The following is a 20,686-nucleotide window of genomic DNA, read 5'->3' as shown; positions in this document are numbered from 1 at the left end:
TCGCCCGGGTTCAACGGGCGTGTCCAGAGCGCGTCAGCAACCACGCCGCACGCGCCTCCAGCCGCCCTCTGTCCCGTAGCACATAGGAACCTTGGATGACAGCGACCGTGCGCGCCGCTTCGAGGGGCGACAAAGCATCGAGGGATTTGCCATGTTCGCGGCGGGCGAATGCCGTCAGACCGTGATCGATACCGTTGTAGGTCCGGGATGCGATGAGGCCGTACATCGCGCCATCTTCCAGATGCAGCGGGAGCAGTATCCGCCACAGCAGTTCACGTGCATGCCGGCGCAGGGATCCTCGTCCCGCCTCGCTATCCACGTGCGACATCGCCAGACGCGCACCGTAGGCCTCCGGCGAACTCACGCCCGCATCGATGAGATCGCGGACGAGCTTCGGAGGCGATGCGTCGAGCGGCTCCGCCTCCGTAAGCAGGGCCTCGATTTCGGCTACGTGCGGCCTGACCGCCACCAGGTCGTACGCGAACAGTCCGGCCAACGGCAAGCCGACCAGCAATGCCACTGCGTGGACGGTATGCCGGGCCACGCGGCTCATGTGCCGGTCAGAACCGGATCTTGCCGGTGAGGATGTCCTTGAACATCACCCAGTCGCCGGCGAAGGAATAGAACGGATGCTTGAAGGTCGCGGGCCGGTTCTTCTCGAAGAAGAAGTGGCCGATCCAGGCGAAGCCGTAGCCGCAGAACAACGCGGCGAGCAGCCACCACGCGTTGCGTTCGACGATGGCCCACGCCAGCAGGGCCAATACGCCGCAGCTGCCGATGAAATGCAGGCGTCGCGACGTGCGATTGCTGTGCTCGTTGAGATAGAACGGATAGAACTCGCGGAAACTGGCGAAGCGGCTCATGTCCCCTCCCACAGGGTCAGGCGGCGCGTGGCGAGAACATGATCACCGCCATGCCGGCCAGGCACAAGCCGGCGCCCAGCAGGTCCCAGCGCGTGGGTTTCACTGCGTCCACCGCCCACAGCCAGAAGATCGCCATCGTGATGTAGACGCCGCCATAGGCGGCGTAGACGCGGCCCGAGGCCGTGGGGTGCAACGTCAGCAACCAGGCGAACAGCGCCAGGCTCGCCGCGGCCGGCACCATCAGCCAGGCGCTCCCGCCCTTCCGCAGCCACAGGTACGGCAGGTAGCAGCCGACGATCTCGGCCAGCGCGGTGACGAGGAACAGCAGCAGGGTCTTCATGCGGCAAGCCTACCGCAGGCGCGGGTCACGCCGGGTTCCGCTCCGTTGCCTTCACCCGCGTCCACAATGCTTCCTGCGCATCCAGGTCCAGGGCGGACATGGTGGTGCCTTCCGCGGCGGCGATCGCTTCCATGGCGCGGAAGCGGCGCTCGAATTTCAGGTTGGCCCGGCGCAATGCGCCGCCCACGTCCACCTTCGCGTGGCGCGCCAGGTTCGCGGCGACGAACAGCAGGTCGCCGATCTCGTCTTCCAGCCGCGCATCGCGTTCCGGCGACGGCGCCGCGGCGAGCTCGACACGGACTTCGTCGATCTCTTCGTGCAGCTTGTCGATCACCGGCGCGGTGCCGGGCCAGTCGAAGCCCACGCGCGCCGCACGCGACTGCAGCTTCACCGCGCGCTGCCATTCCGGCAGTCCGCGCGACACGCCGGCCAGTGCGGACGCATCTTCTTCGCCAGCGGCCTTGCGCTCGGCGGCCTTGATGGCTTCCCAGTTGACGGTCTGCGCCTCGGCATCGGCGAACGAGGCGTCGCCGAACACGTGGGGGTGCCGGCGCACCATCTTGTCGCAGATGGCGGTGACGACATCGTCGAACGCGAAAGCGCCCTGCTCCCGCGCCATCTGCGCATGGAAGACGACCTGCAGCAGCAGGTCGCCGAGCTCATCTTTCAGCGCGGGCAGGTCGCCTCGGTCGATCGCATCGGCGACTTCGTAGGCCTCTTCGACCGTGTACGGCGCGATCGTCGAGAAATCCTGCTCCAGGTCCCACGGGCAGCCCCCGTCGGGATCGCGCAGGCGGGCCATGATGGCCAGCAGCCGCGCGATGCCCGCTTCAGGCGCTGAGGACATGTCCATGCTCGTCCCCGAGCGCACTGGCCAACCATGTGCGCCACGGCAGCGTCATGTCGCCCATCGCGACGAAGTCGCCGTTGAGCAGCGTCTCGCGGCGGTTGTAGCGGAACGCACGGCCGTCCGGCGCCAACAGCGCGCCGCCCGCGGCTTCCAGCACGCATTGCGCGGCAGCGGTATCCCACTCGCTGGTCGGACCGAAGCGCGGATAGACATCCAGCGTGCCTTCGGCGATGCGGCAGAACTTCAGCGACGACCCCAGCGACATTTCCTCGATGCCGCCCATGGCGTCGAGGAAGGCCTGCGTGCGCGCATCGCGGTGCGAGCGGCTGGCGGCGACCTTCAGCGGCGCGGTGGCGGGCGAACGCGTGCGGATCTGCGTGTCCACGTCGCCGACGCGGCGATAGGCGTTGCGGCCCTGGCGCGCATGCCAGGTCTCACCGGTCACCGGCGCATGCACCACGCCGAAGATCGGTTCGTTCTGTTCGATCAGCGCGATGTTGACGGTGAACTCGCCATTGCGCTTGATGAACTCGCGCGTGCCGTCCAGCGGATCCACCAGCCAGTACGTCGGCCATTGGCTACGCTCGGCCCACGGGATGTCCGACGCTTCTTCCGACAGTACCGGCCACTGCGGCGTCAGCCGGCGCAGGCCATCGGTGATGACGCGATGCGCGGCCATGTCGGCGGCGGTCAGCGGGCTGTCGTCGTTCTTGTGCTGCACGTCGAAGGCGCCTTCGTACACGGCCATGATGGCCTGGCCCGCTTCGCGGGCGATGACGATGACGGCTTCGTGCAGGTCTGCGGTCATGCGGCTCATGTCCGCTCTTTCAACCATTCGCGGGCGATGAACAGAGCCGCCAGCGAACGACCTTCCGAAAAATCCTCGCGCAGCATCAGCTGGTCGAGGTCTTGCAACTTCCAGGGCACTACTTCCAACTCCTCGGGTTCATCCCCCGGCAGGCGCTCGGGGTACAGGTCTCTTGCCACCACCAGCCAGGACTGGTGGCTCATGTAAGTGGGCGCCAGGGTCAGGCTGCGCAGCACGTCGAGACGTCGCGCGCCGAAGCCGGCTTCTTCCTTCAGTTCACGGTCGGCCGCCTGCTCCGGCGTTTCCCCCGCGTCGATGCGGCCTTTCACCAGGCCCAGTTCATAGCGGTGCATGCCGGCCGCGTATTCGCGCACGAGCAGCACGGTGTCGTCATCGCGCATCGGCACCACGACCACGGCGCCGTGGCCCTGCGAACGCAACCGGTGATAGCGACGGCGTTCGCCATTGCTGAACTCCAGGTCCAGCTCTTCGACATGGCGGTCCGGCCCGTCGGTGCGCTGGGTGATCCCGTGGATGATCGGCAGGCGGCTCATGCGGGGAAACGGCGTCCACGCCAGGCGCGCAGGGCGCGGCGACGGCAGGGGGCGGGGGCCGATATCATGGGGGGATGCGACAAACGGATCATCAAGCCAGCATGCTAACAGAGCCCGACGAATGGCGTGCCCGCGACCTGTCGGTGGTATGGCACCCCTGCACCCAGATGCGTGAACACCCGCACACCTTGCCGCTGGTGCCGATCGCACGCGGCGAAGGGGCCTGGCTGGTCGGCCACGACGGCACGCGCTACCTGGACGCCGTCAGCAGTTGGTGGACGAACCTGTTCGGCCATGCCGAGCCGCGCATCGGGGCCGCCATCGCCGCCCAGGCCGGCGCACTGGAGCAGGTGATGCTGGCCGGCTTCACCCATGCGCCGGCGGTGGAACTGGCCGAGCGCCTGTTGGCCCTCGCCCCGCGCCAGCCGGACCGCGCGCCGCTGGCGAAGGTGTTCTACGCCGACAACGGCTCGGCCGGTGTCGAAGTGGCGCTGAAGATGGCCTTCCACTGGTTCCACAACCGTGGCGACCACCGGCGCACCAAGTTCATCGCACTGGAAAACGGCTACCACGGCGAAACCCTCGGCGCACTCGCGGTGGGCGATATCCCGCTCTACCGCCGCGTATATGCACCGCTGCTCACCGAGGCCGTGTTCGCGCCCTCGCCCGACGCCTACCTGGCCCGCGACGGCGAATCACCCGCAGACTGCGCCGCGCGTGCCGCCGATGCCCTGGCGGCGTTGCTGGACCAGCACGCCGGCGAGATCTGCGCGGTCATCGTCGAGCCGCGCGTGCAATGCGCGGGCGGCATGCGCATGCACCATCCCGATTACCTGGCGCGGGTACGCGAACTCTGCGATGCGAGCGGTGCGTTCCTGATCGCCGACGAGATCGCGGTCGGCTTCGGCCGCACGGGCACGTTGTTCGCCAGCGAGCAGAGTGGCGTGATGCCCGATCTGATGTGCCTGTCGAAGGGCCTAACGGGCGGTTTCATGCCGCTGGCGGCCGTGCTGGCGACGCAGGCGATCTACGACGGCTTCCTGGACGACTCGCGCGAGCGCGCGTTTCTCCACTCGCACAGCTACACGGGCAATCCGTTGGCGTGCGCGGCCGCGCTTGCCTCATTGGATATCTTCCGCGACGACGACATCCTCGCGCGCAACCGCGCGACAGCGCGCGCGATGACCGCGCTGGCCGAGCCGCTGGCACGGCACCGCAACGTCGCCGACGTGCGCCAGGCGGGGATGGTGCTGGCCTTCGAGCTCACCCGCGACGGCGACAAGGCCACGCCCTTCCCCACGGCCGCGCGCGTTGGCCTGAAGGCTTACCGTGCCGCACTCGAACGCGGCGTGGTGCTACGCCCGTTGGGCGACGTGCTGTATTGGATGCCGCCGTATTGCGTGGAACCCGACGACCTGCAGCAGCTCGCCGACGTCACCCTCCAGGCTATCGACGAGGCCACCGCATGCGCCTGACCCGCTGTTATGTGGATCTGCCGCTGCGCTCCGGCACGCGCATCGCCCTCCCGGACGCGAACGCCAACCACCTCGCTCGCGTGCTGCGCCTGCGCGAAGGCGACGCCTGCGTGCTGTTCAACGGCGACGGCAACGACTACGACGCCCGCATCGAAGCGATCAGCAAGCGCGAGGTCGTCGTCGAACTCCAGGGTTCGCGCGCAGTGGATACCGAATCACCGCTGCACGTCACGCTGCTGCAGGGCATCGCGCGCGGCGAGAAGATGGACCTGATCTTGCAGAAGGCGACCGAGCTCGGCGTCGCCGCGGTCATCCCAGTCGTCGCCGAACGCACCGAAGTAAAGCTGGATGCCGAACGCGCCGAGAAGCGCGTGACGCACTGGCGCAGCGTCATCGCGTCCGCCTGCGAACAAAGCGGACGCGCGCGACTGCCTGCGTTGGCAGCACCGACGGCGCTCAACGACGCGGCACGCGGCCTCGAAGGTGACGCGGTGCGCTTGACCTTGGACCCCACGGGCGAGGTATCGCTGGCGACGGTGCAGATCGCAACAGGCGCGGTGGTGGTGGCGATCGGTCCGGAGGGTGGCTGGTCGCCTCGCGACCGCGAGATCCTGTCGGCGGCCGGCTTCATCGGGTTGCGATTGGGGCCGCGCATCCTGCGCACCGAAACCGCCGGATTGGCGGCTATCGCGGCATTGCAATCGCGGTTCGGCGACCTTTAACGCAAGCACCCGTCCGCCGCGAGCGGGATCGGGTAGGCCGGAATACCGGCCGTTGGATCGAGTAAAGGTGGGCCAAGGCCCACCCTACGCGGGCAGTGCGTCAGGCCGCGTTGGCCAGTGCGTCGCCGATCATCGTTTCCACGATTTCCAGATCCGGCAGCACGGCGGCTTCATCACCGAGCAGCACGCGGACCTTCACGCCGACCGGCAGATCCTCTTCCGTCGCGTCCGCCAGCAGGCCATCGCGCGGCACCGAGACCAAGCGCGGGAACGAGGGTGTCAGCAAGGCGAAATAAGGGCGATCCTTGTCGCCGCTCAACGCCTTCAGCACCACGATCTTGCTGTTGAGTGCGACCGGGTCGTTCGGATTGCCGCTCAGGCGGCCGAAGGCCACCAGCGGCACGGACCAACCGTGCCAATCGATCCGGCCGGGCAGCCAGTCCGGCATGCCCTCGATCGGTTCGACCGGCGCGCGCGTCAACACTTCGGCGACCGTCGCGTTCGGCAACAGCAAGCGGTACTCGCCCGCCTGGATCAGGACGCCGCGGATTTCGTCGTTGGAATGGGCCATCGTGTGTTCCTCAGAACCAGCGGTCGGTCAGGCGCTGCGCGAGTTGCGCGGGCGAGCCCAGTTCGGCGCCACGGGCGGCCAGCGCGCGCGGCGCGGCGGGATCGTAGCAACCGTCCTGCGACTGACCGAGCACCAGCGCGCCCTGTGCGGCGAGCGCGGCGACCGGTTCGACCAGTGCGGTGTCGCTGCCGCTGAGCAGCAACACGGCGCTGTCGGTGGGGGGCAGTTGCGGAATCATGGTGTGGATGACGGCGCCGGGACGGAAACCGACCACGCCTCCGTCGACCAGCGGCACGACGTCGCCCGGCATCACGTAGATGTGGCCAGGCTCTGCGGCGGTGCCTGCTTCCGCCAGCGCCACCGGCATGTGCGCCACGCGCTCCATCTGCCGCACAAGGTTGTCGTAGCGACCGCCATCCAGGCGCAGATGCACGAGCACCGGCTTGGGAAAGCCGTCGGGCAGTTCGGCCAGCAGTTTGCGCACGGCATCCGGGCCGCCGATGCCGGCGAACACCAGCACGGCGCCCTGCACGCGCTCCGCGGTCTTGCCACCCGCGGCGTCCAAAGGCTCCAGCGAGAGCGAGGACAGGTCGAACTTGGGGCTCGGCAGCGGAGGCGGCGTCGCCGCTGACGGCTCGGGCAGCGGCGGCGGAAGCGGTGGAGGCGTCTCGGCTGCAGGACTCGACGTCTGCGCGGCGTTGCGCAGCCAGTCGTCCGCATCGATCACGTTGTCGCCGCCTTGTCGCGCCAGCCCGCCGGTATAGGCGAAATCGTCGCGCGGCAATTCCTGCGCGATGTCGGCGGCTTCTTCCAGGTGCAGCGAGATCTCCGCATCCTGGTGAAGCTGCGCGGGCGTCACCGGCAAGCCCGGCTCCAGTTGCAGGCTGACTTCTTCCTCGCGGCCGGGCGGCAGCACGTCCTGGTGCCCATGCAGCTTGGCCGCCAGGTGGCGCGCCCATCGCTGGGCTTCCCAGCCCTGGCGACGCGCGGCCAGTTCCGCTTCATCGAAGATCACCGAGACCGCAGGGTCGTGCAGCACGCCGTCGAAACGTTCGAGGCTGTCCTCGATCGCCGGCTCGAGTGCGACCAGCACCACCTGCGGCGCGCTGGTGCCCAGCGCATCGGCATCGAGCGTGTTCGGATCGTCTTCCAGCACGATCTCCGCGCCGGCTTCGTGCAGGGCCACCCGCAGGCGCTCGCGCGCCTCACCCGGGCGGGCCAACAGGGCAACGCGCTTGGCTTCACTCACGGACACGGGCGATTCCCAGCAGATCGTAGACGTTACGCAGCAGGTCGAGTTCCTGGTACGGCTTGCCGAGGTAGCGCTGCACGCCGATGTCGAACGCGCGCTGGCGATGCTTGTCGCCGGTACGCGACGTGATCATCACGATCGGCACGTCCTTGAAGCGCGGGTCGGCCTTCATCGCCGTGGCGAGCTCGTAGCCGTCCATGCGCGGCATCTCGATGTCGAGCAGCATCAGGTCGGGAACGCGCTCCTCCAGTTTCTCCAGCGCTTCCACGCCGTCGCGCGCGGCGGCGACTTCGAAGTTGTGGCGTTCCAGCACGCGGCTGGTCACCTTGCGCATGGTGAGCGAGTCGTCCACCACCATCACCAGCGGCACGCGTCGCTGTTCGACGGCCGTGGCCGGCTGCGCCGGCTGTGCCGGCTGCGCAAGATGGCGACGCACCAGCGGAGCGGCGTCCAGGATCACCACGACGCTGCCGTCGCCGGTGATGGTCGCGCCGTAGATGCCCTGGATGGAGGCGATCTGCGGGCCCACCGGCTTGACGACGATTTCGCGGTTGCCCAGCACCTGGTCCACGGCGACGGCAGCGCGCAGGTCACCCGCGCGCACCAGCAACAGCGGCACCTGTGCCTGGCCTTCCGCCTTCGCGGGACTGTGGCCCACGAGATGGCCGAGGTTGTACAGCGGGTAGTCCTCGCCCGCGTAGTGGTAGCTACCGGCTCCGGCGTTGAAGCGCGCGTGGCTGATGCGGCCGATGCCGCTGACCGCCGCGACCGGCACGGCGAACTGGGCCTCGCCGATCTGCACGAACACCGCCTGCGTGACCGCCAGCGTCTGCGGCAAGCGCAGGGTGAAGATCGCACCCTTGCCCGGCGTGGACGCGATGTCCAGCGAACCGCCGAGCTGGCGGACTTCGTTGTGGACCACGTCCATGCCGACGCCACGGCCTGCCAGCTGGCTGACCTTGTCGTACGTGCTGAAGCCGGACTCCAGGATCAGGCGGTCCAGGTCGGCGTCGGCCAGCGTGGCGCCCGGCTGGATCAAGCCGCGCTGTTCGGCGCGACGGCGGATCGCATCGCGGTTGAGGCCGGCACCGTCGTCGGAGACGACCAGCACCATTTCCGAACCTTCACGCCGCAGCGCCACCTGCACGGTGCCCTCTTCGGGCTTGCCGGCCTTGCGACGGTCCTTCGGCGATTCCAGGCCGTGGGCAACGGAGTTGCGCAGCAAGTGCTCCAACGGCGCTGTCATGCGCTCCAGCACGTTGCGGTCCATTTCGCCGTGCGTACCCGACAGCTGCAGGTTGACCTGCTTGTGGGTATCGGTACCGGCCTGGCGCAGCACGCGACGGAGGCGCGGCACGATGCCTTCGAACGGCACCATGCGCGCGCGCATCAGGCCGTCCTGCAGCTCCGAGCTGACGCGCGACTGCTGTTGCAGCAGGCTGTCGTACTGGCGCGACAGGTCGTCCAGTACGCCCTGCAGGCCGCTGATGTCGGCGGCCGATTCGGCCAGCGCGCGGCTGAGCTGCTGCAGCGTGGAGAAGCGGTCCAGCTCGAGCGGATCGAACGTCGGGTCCTGCTTATCGTGCTCGCGCTGGTAGCGGGCGACGATCTGCGCTTCCGTTTCGAGGTCGAGGCGACGCAACTGGTCGTGCAAACGAATGTTGGTGCGGTCGAGCTCGGCCATCGCGCCGCGGAACGCGCCAAGTTGCTGCTCCAGGCGTGCGCGGTAGATGGCGACTTCGCCGGCGTGGTTGACCAGCCGGTCCAGCAGGTCGGCGCGGACGCGCACCTGTTCCTGCTGGCCCATCGGGAAGAATTCTTCCTCCGCGTGTGCCGTCAGGTCCGTCTCGATCGGCGCCGACAACGGCGCCAATTCCACCGGTGCAGCCGGCGCTTCGCTTGCCACCGGCGCCTCCGGCAATTCGATGCCGCGGGCGCGCGCGTTGAACTCGGCGATCATCCCATCGGGGATGGTCACTGCGCGGCGCGCCGTGACGCGCGCCAACTGTCCGTGCAACGTATCGAATCCGCGCTCCAGCAACTGGATCGCGCGACGATCGAGTTCGGTCCGCTGGCCGACGATCGACTCCAGCATCGATTCGATCGCATGGCCCAGGTCGCCGACGGCATGGATGCCCGCCATGCGCGCGCCGCCCTTCAACGTATGCAGATCGCGCTGCAGGCTGATGAGCAGCGTACGGTCCTCGGGGGTTTCGCGTAGTTTGGCCAGCAGATCGTCGGAGTGGTCGAGCAGGTCGTTGCCTTCCTCGATGAAGATCTCCACCAGGTCCAGGTCCAGACCGGTCAGGTCGAGGGCCTCTTCCGGCTCCGGCATGTCGGCGGGCGCACTGGTCACAGCAGACTCCTCGGCTTCGGCGGAGGCGACGACTTCTGGCTCGGCGGATTCGCTGGTTTCCAGCGTCTCGGCCGACGCTTCGAGCACCGCGATGTCGTCGATGACGGCTTCCTCGACGGCAGCTTCGTCCTCGATAGGCAGCGCTTCGGCCACCACGTCCTCGACGACGACTTCTTCCACGGGCGCCGTTTCGGCAGAGACATCCTCGACAGCGGCGTCTTCGGTGGCGATCTCGACAACGACCACGTCTTCGACGGGCACGGCAACCTCGGCCGCGTCCTCGAGCACGATCTCTTCGATCGCGATCTCCTCGGCCCCGGCAGGCTCGATGACGCCCTCCCCGGTGGCGGCCAGCTCGATCGCCATCTCCTCGATCGCGATCGAATCGTCGACCTCTTCAACCACGCGTTCGTGGACGGCGGCATCTTGCGCCGGCGCGTCTTCGACAGCGGCGTCTTCGACATCGGCGTCTTCGGCAGGCGCGGCCACGTCGGTGGCGGGCTCGATCGTATCGGACAGGAAGGCCGGGAGGTCGGCATCGACGACAAGCGCGTCGTCGATGGCGGCCCCTTCAGGTGCGCCTTCGACGGATGTTTCGCCTGTATCGGCCTGCACGCGTTCACCATCGACCGTGTCGGTCGCGGTGCCCGTCGTTTCTACGTGGGTACGCGGCAGGATGCGGTAGTCGATGTCGTAGAACGTCACTTCCGGAGACTGCGCCGCCGGCGTTTCGGCGCCTGCAGCCACGCTCTGTTCGGCATTTTCGGCCGCGGCGACGTCCGGCACCAGATCGCCACCGGCGCCGCGCGCGGTATCGTCCAGGTAGGCCGACAGGTCCAGCGCGGCGAGTTCGATATCGCTGGGAGCGACCGGCGGCGCGATCGTTGGCATCTGCTCGGTGTAGGTGCCCTGGCGCGCGTCGTCGACGATCTGTGCACCTTGGCGCTGTTCGGGCAGGCTGTCGCGCAACGCGACCAGCTGGCCGGCGAGCGAGGCGAACACGGGAATGCGCGGCGAAGGCGCCTGCAACGCGGCGACGCTGCGGCGGATCGCCTGCGCGGTGTCCGCGATGGCGGACACGCCTTCCGGCGTCGGCGTCTCGCTGGCCGCGAGCAATCGCTTGACGTACTGTTCGGCCGCCGAGGTGACTTCGGTGATTTCCGGCACGTCGGCCATCGCCAGCGCACCGTTCATCGTATGCACGGCGCGCAGCAGTTCCTCGTTCACCGGTACCGCATTGACCTGCGCTTTCAGCAGCCAGGTGTCGACGGTGTCGAGGTGGTTGTCGACCTCCGCTTCCAGGATCTCGCGTAGCACCGCGTCGACGGACGCCGGCGTGCCTTCGGTTTCGGGTTCGAATACCGCGGGGACATCCTCGATCACCGGCGTGGCGATCGCGGCGTTCGCGGGCTCCACGAACCCGGCGCCCTCGTCTTCGTCCATCACGGTCGGCTGGGCGCTGTAGTACGCCTCTTCGCCGGCTGCCAGGCGATCCGCGACATCCTGAATGCCTGCCAGGTCGGCCGTAACGCCGCCCTGGCCGCGCAGTGCGGCGTTGAGCTGCGGCAGGGCATCGCACGCCAATTCGAGCAGGGCCTCGACGGCATGGCTCGGCTCACGCGTGCGATCCAGCACGCGGTTGAGCATGTTCTCGACTTTCCAGCTGAACTCGCCCAGCGTCTTGGCGCCGACCAGGCGCCCGCTGCCCTTCAGCGTGTGGAACACGCGACGGATCGGCCGCAGGCGCTCCAGGTCTTCCGGATTGCTGCGCCATGCGGGCAGCAACTGGCGCAGATTGACGATCTCTTCGTCAAATTCCTCGAGGAACACCTCGCGGATCTCATCGTCGATGTCGGTGGCGTCGCTGTCGAAACCGCCGATCACGGTCGCGGCCGGCAACGCGGCGGCCGCCGCTGCGATCTCGTGCCTCAGGTCGGGCAGCGTTTCTTCTTCGGGCTCGAACGGCGCGGAGGGCGCGGAGGGCGCGAGGTGCTCGCCTGCCGCCTCGATCTCTGCCGGAGCCTCGATCTCTGCCGGAGCTTCTATCTCTGCAAGCGCATCGATCGACGCCGGAGCAGCCTCTCGGTCTTCAAGTTCGACGACGAAGTCCGTAGCCTCGACGCCCATGTCGGCCTCTTCGAAGCCGACCGGATCAAAGGCACTCGCATCGGCCAACACCGGCGCGGCGTCGATGGGTTCCAGCGTCAGTGCGCCGAATGCGGGAGCACCCGCATCTGCGGCCGCCGCTTCGACGGGCGTCGGTTCTGCGACAGCTTGCGCAGGCTCCGGTTCGACCACGCGCGGGACGGCCGCAACGGCCGCGATCGCGGGCTCGACAGCCGCCGGCGCTTCGGGCGGCAGCGGCCAGTAGCGCAAGGCCTCGAGGCTGCCGCGCGTGATCTCCAGGATGTCTTCGCGGTTCGGGCGGCGCTCGCGCAGCGCTTCCAGGTAGTACTCGAGGCTGGCCATCGCATCGGCCAGCGTGTCCAGCTGCTGGCCGCCGGGCACGCGCTTCTTGCCGATCAGTTCGCCGCTGACGTAACGGCGCACACCGACCACGTAGTCGCCGGCCTGGCCCAGTTCGAGCATGCGCAGGGCACCTGCCACCTCGTCGAGGAGGCGCGGCACGTCGGACAGTTCGGCGTGGTCCCAGTTGGTCTCGATGAACGCGACGAAGCGTTCGCGTGCGCCGGCGAAGTTGATGATGGCCTCCTGGGCCAGCACTTCGACGGTCCGCTGCGATTCCGCGGCGCTGGGGTCGGGGCCGGCATCGCCGGCGCTGCCCAGCCGGGCGACCTGGTCGTCCAGCGAAGCATCCACGTACAGCAACGCTCCCGCGACGTCGAGCAACGTTCCCTCGTCCGCCGGGCGGCTGCCCGAGACGACTTCGCGCAGGGTGTCGCGCTGCTGCATGACCACGTCGCGCGCCACGCCCAGGCCCATCATGCCGAGCGTATCGGCGACGTTGCCGAGTTCGGCGACCTGCGGCTCGAGTTCGTCGGCCGCATTGCCGGTACGCAGGTGCAGGTCGAGTGCGTCCTTCACCCGAAGCAGCTCTTCCTTCACCGCATTGCCGACGGTATCGAGCAACTCGCGGTTGCGACCGCTCAGGCTGCTGCGCGCGTGGTCGATCTCGGCTTCGCTGGGCGTCGCCTCCTCGCTGGCGCCGCCTGGGAACAACATGCTCTCGTTGAGGCCCGACGCGCCACGCGCGGCACGGATCTCGTTGAGCAGCGGCAACAGCACGATCGGAATGTCGCGATGGCCTTCCTGCAACCGCTCCAGATAGTCGGGCAGCAGCACGGCGCCGCGCATCAGCGTGGCACAGGCCTCGTCGCGATCGTTTACGCCACCGTCCTGCAGGGCCTTGGCGAGCAGTTCTAGCTCTTCGGCCACCATCGCGGGCGCATACAGTTCCACCATGCGCAGCGTGCCTTGCACCTGGTGCAGGTAGCCGGCGCAGAACCGCATGCGGCTGGTATCGGCGGGCGCCTCGACGAAGGATTCGATCTCCTGCCGCACCAGGCGCAGGGTTTCGTCCAGTTCGGGCTTCACCCAGCCGAGTACGGCATGGCTCATGGCCTCGCGCAGCGCACTCATCGGCGGATCCCCGCGGCAACGGCGGAACCGTCAGCCTCGCGCTGCAGGCGGGCGGGATGGCGTAGGAAGTTCATGCGGTACGTCCCGTCCTCAGCCCGGCAGCTTGAAGTCGGCGACCGAGCGGCGCAGGTCCGACGCGAGTTGCGCCAGGTGGCCGATCGATTCGGCGGTCTGGCCCGCACCCAGCGAGGTCTGCGAGGTGATCTGCCGGATCACGCCCATGGTCTGGGTGATGTCCAGTGCGGCGGTGGACTGCTGCTGCGCGGCGGAGGAGATGTTCTTGATGAGGTTGTTGAGGTCGTTCGACACGCGTTCGATCTCGCCCAGCGCGGTGCCTGCGTCCTCGGCCAGGCGCGCACCGGAGACCACTTCGGCCGTCGTCTGCTCCATCGAGCTGACGGCCTCGTTGGTATCGGCCTGAATCGTCTGCACCAGCGATTCGATGCGGCGCGTCGCGCCCGAGGTGCGTTCGGCGAGGCGCTGCACTTCGTCGGCCACGACCGCGAAACCGCGGCCCGCTTCACCAGCCGAGGCCGCCTGCACGGCGGCGTTCAACGCCAGGATGTTGGTCTGCTCGGAAATGTCGTTGATCAGTTCCACGACCGAGCCGATTTCCTGCGAGGACTCGCCCAGGCGCTTGATGCGCTTGGAGGTTTCCTGGATCTGGTCGCGGATCTGGTCCATGCCGCGGATCGTCTCGCGCACCACGCCCGCGCCCTCGGTCGCGATCTGCACCGAGCGCTGCGCCACTTCGGCGGACTCGGTGGAGTTCTTCGACACCTGGTCGATGCTGGTCGCGATTTCGCTGATGCGATCCGACGCGGTGGTGATCTGGTCGGCCTGGTGGCCGGCGGCCTCGGCCAGTTGCAGCGCGGTGGCCTGCGTCTCCTGCGTCGACGCCGCCACCTGCACCGAGGTGTCGTTGATCGTGGTCACCAGGTTGCGCAGTTCGTCCACGGCGTAGTTGATGGCGTCCGCGATGGCGCCGGTCATGTCCTCGGTCACCGAGGCCTTCACCGTCAGGTCGCCTTCACCCAGCGAGCTGATTTCGTCCAGCAACCGCATGATCGCCTGCTGGTTGCGGCTGTTGTACTCCACCTGCGTCTGGTAACGCACTTCCTGCTCGCGCTGGCGGGTGCGGTACAACGAATACAACAGACCGATGATGGAGATCAGCGCCGCGGCACCGGAGGCGATGCCCAGCCAGAAATTCGGGAACAGGCGCGTGTCGCGCACCGAACCGAAGGCCGAGAATGCCTGGAACAGGTTGGTGCTGTCCTGGAGCATCTGGCCGGAGCCGTTGGTCAGCGCGGCCGCCGCGCCCTGCGCGGCGAACAGGTTGCGGGAGCTGGCGAGGATGGCGTCCAGATCCTTCTTCATCGTCGCCCACAACGTCTGCGAGTTCTGCAGCGCGGCCAGCGCCGCGCCGTTGCGGACGGCGGCGATGCCGAGTTCGTTGTTGCCGCCGCGCAGGCCTTCCAGCACCTGGCCGAACAGCACGGCGTCGCGGCCGAGCGCCTCGCCCGCGGTCGAGGCGCCTGCGCCACCGGCGCGGATTTCCGTCACGCGGCGGGCCATGGTGCCCGCCAGCACGACCTGCTGCAGGGCGCTGTAGATCTGCGAGGAGGGCGCACCGCCCGCCGACATCGCGCGCACCACTTCGTTGAGCTGCGCCTGCAGGCTCGGCACCTGGGCGGCGAAGCGGTCGGCGTTGCCGGCCAGCGCCAGCACGGCGGCTTCGGACGCGATGATCTGGTCGGCGTTCTTGCCCAGCGGTGCCCACGTGGCGGCCAGCTTCTCCAGCGGGTCGGCCACGGCGCCTTCGTTGCTGAAGCGCGCCTGCAGGTCGGAGACCGTGGACTCGACCGACTGCTTGGTTTCCTTGAATGCCTTGAACGCGGACGCGTTGCCGGCGACCGCTTCGCGGCCCTGGTTGGTCAGCTGTTGCGAGAGCACGCGCATGTCCGATGCGCCCGTGCTGGCGCCCGACAGGCGACTGCCCTGGTAGGTGGCCACGCCGGTGTTCGCACCGAACACGATCACCGAGATCGCCAGCAGCGCCAGCCAGAAGCTGTTGCTGAAGCTGCCGATCTTGCTGGCGCTAGGAGAATCCGACGCAGTGCTCATTTTTCAACCCCTGGAAAATAGCGTGTCGTCCGCGCTCAGAGCGCGGCTTGGCGGAACTCGGGCGTACGCGCGAGCAATCCCAGCGCGAATACACCCCATTGCTGATCGTCGCTGGCGAATGCCCGCTCGATGAAATGCGCGTAGCGGCCGTCCGCCAGATCCCCCGGCTCGACCTGCTGCGATTCGTGGAAGCTGCGCTGGCCGTAAAGCTCGTCGATGGTCAGCGCGACGTCCCCGCCGGACTGCCGCATGACCAGCACGCGCTGGCCTTCGTGCAGCACGGTGCGTTCGCCTTCGAGGAACTGCTTCAGGTCGACGACCGGAAACAGGTTGCCGCGCAGGTTGCCGATCCCCAACAACCACGGCTGCGCCCCCGGCACCGGGGTTACCGGCGGCATCGGCACGATTTCCACCACTTCCCCGAAGTTGGAAATGAGCCGGCGCTTGCCTACCCGGTAGCCGACGCCGCGGTACTGGTCCTGCGCGACCTCGCGCGCAGGCTGTACCACGGCATGCGCCAGGCTGCGGCGCTCGTATTCGGCCAGCGTATCGAACGGTGTGCGGATCATCGCCCGCCCCCTGTGCACTCAGTGCGATTGGTCCCCATGTCGCCAGCCCCTCAGGTGCTGACGTGGGCGCGGATGGCGTCGAGGAGTTCCTCGCGCGTGAACGGCTTGGTCAGGTATTGCTCCGAGCCGACGATCCGTCCGCGCGCCTTGTCGAACAGGCTGTCCTTGGACGAGAGCATGATGACCGGCGTGGACTTGAAGACCTGGTTGTTCTTGATGAGCGCGCAGGTCTGATAGCCATCCAGCCGCGGCATCATGATGTCCACGAAGATGATCTGCGGCTGCTGGTCGGCGATCTTGGCGAGCGCCTCGAACCCGTCCGTCGCCGTCACCACCTCGCAACCCTCGCGTTTCAGCAGGGTTTCCGCGGTGCGGCGGATGGTTTTCGAGTCATCGATCACCATGACCCGTAGGCCGTTGAGTCCGCCGGCCTGGCCTTCATTCTGCGTCATTACCTGATTTCCCCATGCGCGCGCGGCTTCATTGACGAACTGGCCGCGCTGCGTTGCCTGCTTATATCCCCTATCCCGGCGCGGACTGTCAAGCCGCGCCTCCGTGGGCCATTCGGCTGAACGGCGCGATGCGAACTGCGTCTCAATTTCCGGCCATCCGCGGAATGCCTCGTTCCGCGGGCGCCGGGAGGGCCGCGCGGTGCCGCCTGATACCATCACGCGGTCATCCGCAGAACCGCCCCCATGCCGCTGGACATCGTCGTCGTCATGGATCCGATCGGGTCCATCAAGATCGCCAAGGACACCACCTTCGCCATGCTGCTGGAGGCCCAGCGGCGCGGGCACCGGCTGCATTACGTCACGCCCGGCCGGTTGACCCTGCGCGACGGCCGCGCCTTCGCCGACGTCGCCCCGCTGACCGTGAAGGACGACAAGGCCGGCTGGTTCACCCTGGGCGAGCCGCACGAGCTTGCCTTCGGCCCCGGCCAGGTCGTGTTGATGCGCAAGGACCCGCCGGTCGACGACCAGTACCTCTACGACACCCACGTGCTCGGCATCGCCCAGCAGGCCGGCGCGCTGATCGTCAACGATCCGCAGGGCCTGCGCGACTACAACGAGAAGCTGGCCGCCCTGCTCTTCCCGCAGTGCTGCCCGCCCACCCTGGTCAGCCGCTACACCGCCGCGCTGAAGGCCTTCGTCGCCGAGCACGGTGAGGCGGTGCTGAAGCCGCTGGACGGCATGGGCGGGCGCTCGATCTTCCGCGTGAAAGCCGGTGACCCCAACACTAACGTCATCCTGGAAACCCTGGTCGGCCCCGGCCACCTGACGCTGGCGCAGCGCTTCATCCCCGGCATCAAGGACGGCGACAAGCGCGTATTGCTGGTGGACGGTGAGCCGGTGGACTACGCCCTGGCCCGCATTCCACAGGGCGACGAGTTCCGCGGCAACCTGGCCGCCGGTGGTCGCGGCGAAGGACGCCCGCTGAGCGACCGCGACCGCTGGATCGCTGCCCAGGTGGGCCCGGAGATGAAGCGCCGCGGCATGCTGTTCGTCGGCCTGGACGTCATCGGCGACTACCTGACCGAGGTCAACGTCACCAGCCCGACCTGCGTGCGCGAGCTGGACGCGCAGTTCGGCCTGAACATTGCCGGCCTGCTGTTCGACGTCATCGAGAAGAAGCTGGCCTGAGATGTCCGCCGTTCCGGTGACCCCGCCGAAGATCGGCGCGAACGAACGCCTCGGCGCCACCCTGGCGCTGTCGCTGATCGTGCACGGGCTGCTGGTGCTGGGCGTCGGCTTCGCCCTCGACGATGCAGCGCCGGTGATGCCCACCCTGGACGTGATCCTCAGCCAGACCAGCACTCCGCTGACGCCGAAGGAAGCAGACTTCCTTGCCGCCGCCAACCAGGAAGGCGGCGGGGAAAGCGAGCAGGCCAAGCGGCCGCGCGACAGCCAGGCGGGCTGGATCCCGCAACCCGACACCGGCCTGGCGCCGCAGCCGCTGCGTGCGCAGACCACCGCATCCGTGCCGCCGCCGGAGAGCCGCGTGGTCACCACGCGCGACAGCGAGACCCGCACGCCGACACCGGAGGCCCGCCCGCAACCGGACCAGCCCGATCTGCCGCAGGGCGAGCAGAAGGTGCAGCGCGACGCCGAGATGGCGCGCCTGGCGGCCGAGTACCACCTGCGTTCGGAGTTGTACGCCAAGCGGCCGAAACGCAAGTTCGTTTCGGCCAGCACCAAGGAGTACGTCTACGCGAACTACCTGCGCGCGTGGGTGGACCGCGCCGAGCGCGTCGGCAACCTCAACTACCCCGACGAGGCGCGCCGCAAGCGCCTGGCCGGCACGCTGGTGATCAGCGTGGCGGTGCGCCGCGACGGCAGCGTGGAGCAGACGCGCATCATCCAGTCCAGCGGCGTCCCGCTGCTGGATTCCACGGCGAAGCGGATCGTGCAGCTCGCCGCGCCCTTCCCGCCGCTACCCGAAACCAGCGAGAACGTGGACATCCTGCACGTCACCCGCACCTGGCGCTTCCTGCCGGGTGGCGAGGTACGCGACGACTGAGCGGCTCAGGGTGGCGCCAGTCCACCCGGCAATCGCAGGTTGCGCCGCAGATAGGTGCGCACTTCGGTAGACGGAGCTACCGGTGCCGCGCCACCCAGCGAGCGGTGCAGCATCGTTTCGATCAGGTAGGCGCGCGCTTCGCGCGCCAGCGGCGAGCCGCCGTCGTGGCCGGCCTGCTCGTCGACCAGCAAGGCCACGTCCTTGTCCGCCAGCTTCAATCGCGCCGCGTACTCGATGACACCTGCCAGGCCCACGCGCCGGTCTTCGCCTCCGGCCACCAACAGGACAGGCCGTCGCAACCGAGCCACGTTGGCCAGCGGCGACTGCGCGTGCAGGCGCGCCATGGTCGCCTTGTCGGCGACGTCGATGCCCTGGCCGAGCAACCAGGTTTCCATCGGCACCACGCGACCGATCTCCAGCGCCTCCGGATTGCGCAGCACCCAGCGCAAGACCCAGCCGAAATCCGGCGGCGGCACGGTGGCCACCGCCACCTTGAACAGGTCGGGATCGAAGGTCGCACCCAGCAGCGCGGAGTAGCCGCCGAACGATGCACCGACGATACCCACGCGTTCGCGATCGCCGACGCCCTGGTCCAGCAGCCAGCGCGTGCCTTCGACGATGTCGGCCTGGACGCGGCCGTAGCCGAAGTCGCCGCGAGCCGCCAGCACGTAGTCGCGACCATGGCCGGTGGAGCCGCGGAAGTTCGGCTCGAACACGGCGTAGCCACGGTTGGCGAACAATTGGCTGAGCGCGCGGTACTCGGGCTTCCAGTGATTCCAGGGCCCGCCGTGCGGCACCACCACCAACGGCACGCGCGCGGCATCGCGGCCCGGCGGCAGCCAGAGGAACCCGTGCACGCGGCGACCATCGGACGCGCGCCAGGTCACCGCCGTCGGTCGTGCCAATGCGGCGGCGTCCAACACGGCGCCCTGCTCGCCCGAACGCCGGTCCAGTGGCACGTCGTCCAGCAAGGGGGTAACCGAGCGCGTCGCGGGGTCGTACAGGTGCCAGCGGCGCAGCGGAGCCTGCGGCGATGCGGCTTCCACCAGCCAGCGCGCGCCGATGCCGACGCCCGGCTGCAGATCGAGGTCGCGCCCCGGCAGCGCCGCGCGCAGCGTCGCCAGATGCGCGTCATCGTGGGGGGTAAGTGCGTACAGCTGTGAGGTCGTACTGCGGTAAGCGACGAAGCGCGGCTGGCGTTCGACGGGATCCTCGATGATCTCGTCCACATCCGCCGTGCGCTGCGGATCGGTATGCACCTCGACGATGCGTCCGTCCACCTGCAGCCGCACCAACCGCGACAGGTCGCCCTGCACGTCGGTGCGCAGCCAGGCGCCACCGCCGGGCGCGAGCCCGCGCAGTGCGCAGCGCCGGCTGGGATCGCAGCGCAGGACGGGCTGCGGCGCGCCGCGCACCAGCCGATGGATCACCAGTTCGCCGCCTTCCACGCGCTGCAGCCAAGCCAAACGGCCTTGCGCATCGATCACGGCGTCGACGATGCGCTGGCGGTCCTGCCACAGCGTCGTGCGCCGACCGCGCATGTCCACGCGCAGCAATCGCCAGCTGCGGGGCGCCGCAGCGGGTCCCTCGCGTTCCACCAGCAGCACGGCGGCCGGTTGGCTGGGGTCGGTGTCCAGCATGGCGGGCGACGCCGTGCCGCCCAGCGTCGCGACCCTTCCGGATCCAGCCTGTCCGTTCACGGCCAGCGCTTGCAGATCCCGCGACGAACGCAGCAGCAACCAGGCGCCGTCGCGACTCCAGTCCAGCGTGTCCGCCCGGGTATCGCCCAGGATCCGCCGCGGCGTGCCGGCGGCCGTCGCACGCAGCCACACTTCGCGCCGCTCGCCGCGATCGCGCAACCAGGCTACGTGCTTGCCGTCGGGTGACAGCCGGATCGCGACGACCGCTCCGCGCTGCAGGAAAGCACTGCGCGGCAGCACGGGCGCAACCGGTCGAGCGCGCTCAGCGACGACGTAGTCCTGCAATCCGGGCGCGGCCACCGCGCACGGAATAGCGGACAACAGGGCGCATGCGGCCACGGCCATGCGCGCCCCGGCGCGCAGCGGGAACAGACTCATGATC

The 20,686-nt window shown here is 68.6% G+C and carries 16 protein-coding genes and 2 pseudogenes; 4 read left to right on the top strand and 14 right to left on the bottom strand.

Annotation, left to right across the window (positions count from 1 at the left end; genetic code table 11):
• Positions 1-10: 10 nt before the first annotated feature.
• From ACSION_RS16555 to nudE, 6 genes are read right to left on the bottom strand one after another with little or no spacing between them, the layout of a single operon-like run.
• On the bottom strand, positions 11-553 hold the full coding sequence (locus ACSION_RS16555) for a hypothetical protein (RefSeq protein ID WP_435306892.1): 543 nt from the start codon (positions 551-553) through the stop codon (positions 11-13).
• 7 nt (positions 554-560) lie between these two features.
• Positions 561-863, bottom strand: coding sequence for an Mpo1-like protein (locus ACSION_RS16550; protein WP_435306891.1), 303 nt, complete (start codon positions 861-863; stop codon positions 561-563).
• Between the two features lie 16 nt (positions 864-879).
• Positions 880-1,203: a YnfA family protein gene (locus ACSION_RS16545; protein ID WP_435306890.1), complete on the bottom strand. Its 324-nt coding sequence runs from the start codon at positions 1,201-1,203 to the stop codon at positions 880-882.
• 25 nt (positions 1,204-1,228) lie between these two features.
• On the bottom strand, positions 1,229-2,050 hold the full coding sequence (mazG, locus tag ACSION_RS16540) for a nucleoside triphosphate pyrophosphohydrolase (protein WP_435306889.1): 822 nt from the start codon (positions 2,048-2,050) through the stop codon (positions 1,229-1,231).
• Complete coding sequence (gene cysQ / locus ACSION_RS16535) at positions 2,034-2,870, bottom strand: 3'(2'),5'-bisphosphate nucleotidase CysQ (protein WP_435306888.1); 837 nt, start codon at positions 2,868-2,870, stop codon at positions 2,034-2,036. The genes mazG and cysQ overlap by 17 nt, the downstream gene beginning before the upstream one ends.
• Positions 2,867-3,415, bottom strand: coding sequence for an ADP compounds hydrolase NudE (nudE, locus tag ACSION_RS16530; protein WP_435306887.1), 549 nt, complete (start codon positions 3,413-3,415; stop codon positions 2,867-2,869). The genes cysQ and nudE overlap by 4 nt, the downstream gene beginning before the upstream one ends.
• 101 nt (positions 3,416-3,516) lie before the next feature.
• Here nudE and bioA point away from each other — a divergent pair, with 101 nt between their 5' ends.
• On the top strand, positions 3,517-4,890 hold the full coding sequence (gene bioA / locus ACSION_RS16525) for an adenosylmethionine--8-amino-7-oxononanoate transaminase (RefSeq protein WP_435306886.1): 1,374 nt from the start codon (positions 3,517-3,519) through the stop codon (positions 4,888-4,890).
• Complete coding sequence (locus ACSION_RS16520) at positions 4,881-5,612, top strand: 16S rRNA (uracil(1498)-N(3))-methyltransferase (protein ID WP_435306885.1); 732 nt, start codon at positions 4,881-4,883, stop codon at positions 5,610-5,612. The genes bioA and ACSION_RS16520 overlap by 10 nt, the downstream gene beginning before the upstream one ends.
• A 100-nt stretch (positions 5,613-5,712) precedes the next feature.
• Here the strand turns inward: ACSION_RS16520 and ACSION_RS16515 are convergent, their stop codons facing one another.
• The 7 genes and pseudogenes from ACSION_RS16515 to ACSION_RS16485 form a co-directional block, all read right to left on the bottom strand.
• Positions 5,713-6,183 (bottom strand): chemotaxis protein CheW, encoded by a 471-nt coding sequence (locus ACSION_RS16515; protein WP_093487567.1) that lies wholly within the window; start codon positions 6,181-6,183, stop codon positions 5,713-5,715.
• Positions 6,184-6,193: 10 nt separating this feature from the next.
• Positions 6,194-7,438 carry a chemotaxis protein CheB gene (locus tag ACSION_RS16510; RefSeq protein WP_435306884.1) on the bottom strand — a complete coding sequence of 415 codons (1,245 nt, stop codon included), beginning with the start codon at positions 7,436-7,438 and terminating at the stop codon, positions 6,194-6,196.
• Positions 7,425-10,250: pseudogene (locus ACSION_RS16505) on the bottom strand (response regulator); the annotation flags it as partial. The gene ACSION_RS16510 and the pseudogene ACSION_RS16505, both read right to left, overlap by 14 nt.
• Positions 10,251-10,733: 483 nt before the next feature.
• Positions 10,734-13,391, bottom strand: a pseudogene (locus tag ACSION_RS16500) (Hpt domain-containing protein); the annotation flags it as partial.
• 90 nt (positions 13,392-13,481) lie between these two features.
• The gene (locus ACSION_RS16495; RefSeq protein WP_435306883.1) at positions 13,482-15,518 is read right to left on the bottom strand and encodes a methyl-accepting chemotaxis protein; all 2,037 of its coding nucleotides are present in this window, start codon (positions 15,516-15,518) and stop codon (positions 13,482-13,484) included.
• Between the two features lie 35 nt (positions 15,519-15,553).
• Positions 15,554-16,084, bottom strand: coding sequence for a chemotaxis protein CheW (locus ACSION_RS16490; RefSeq protein ID WP_056879859.1), 531 nt, complete (start codon positions 16,082-16,084; stop codon positions 15,554-15,556).
• A gap of 53 nt (positions 16,085-16,137) precedes the next feature.
• Positions 16,138-16,539, bottom strand: a complete 402-nt coding sequence (locus ACSION_RS16485; RefSeq protein WP_056879689.1) for a response regulator — start codon at positions 16,537-16,539, stop codon at positions 16,138-16,140.
• A 243-nt stretch (positions 16,540-16,782) separates the two neighbouring features.
• On the opposite strand from ACSION_RS16485, the gene gshB reads away from it, so the two are divergent.
• Together gshB and ACSION_RS16475 are read left to right on the top strand one after the other, a co-directional pair.
• Positions 16,783-17,727, top strand: coding sequence for a glutathione synthase (gene gshB, locus ACSION_RS16480; protein WP_435306882.1), 945 nt, complete (start codon positions 16,783-16,785; stop codon positions 17,725-17,727).
• A 1-nt stretch (position 17,728) separates the two neighbouring features.
• Positions 17,729-18,604 (top strand): energy transducer TonB, encoded by an 876-nt coding sequence (locus ACSION_RS16475; RefSeq protein ID WP_435306881.1) that lies wholly within the window; start codon positions 17,729-17,731, stop codon positions 18,602-18,604.
• Positions 18,605-18,609: 5 nt separating this feature from the next.
• Here ACSION_RS16475 and ACSION_RS16470 read toward each other — a convergent pair whose 3' ends face one another.
• Positions 18,610-20,682: a S9 family peptidase gene (locus tag ACSION_RS16470; RefSeq protein WP_435306880.1), complete on the bottom strand. Its 2,073-nt coding sequence runs from the start codon at positions 20,680-20,682 to the stop codon at positions 18,610-18,612.
• Positions 20,683-20,686 lie beyond the last annotated feature (4 nt).

The organism is Pseudoxanthomonas sp. LjRoot125 (assembly GCF_964252705.1).
Classification (GTDB): Bacteria; Pseudomonadota; Gammaproteobacteria; order Xanthomonadales; family Xanthomonadaceae; genus Pseudoxanthomonas_A.
Note: the sequence above shows the minus strand (reverse complement) of the source record. Positions and strands in the feature narration are given on the sequence as shown.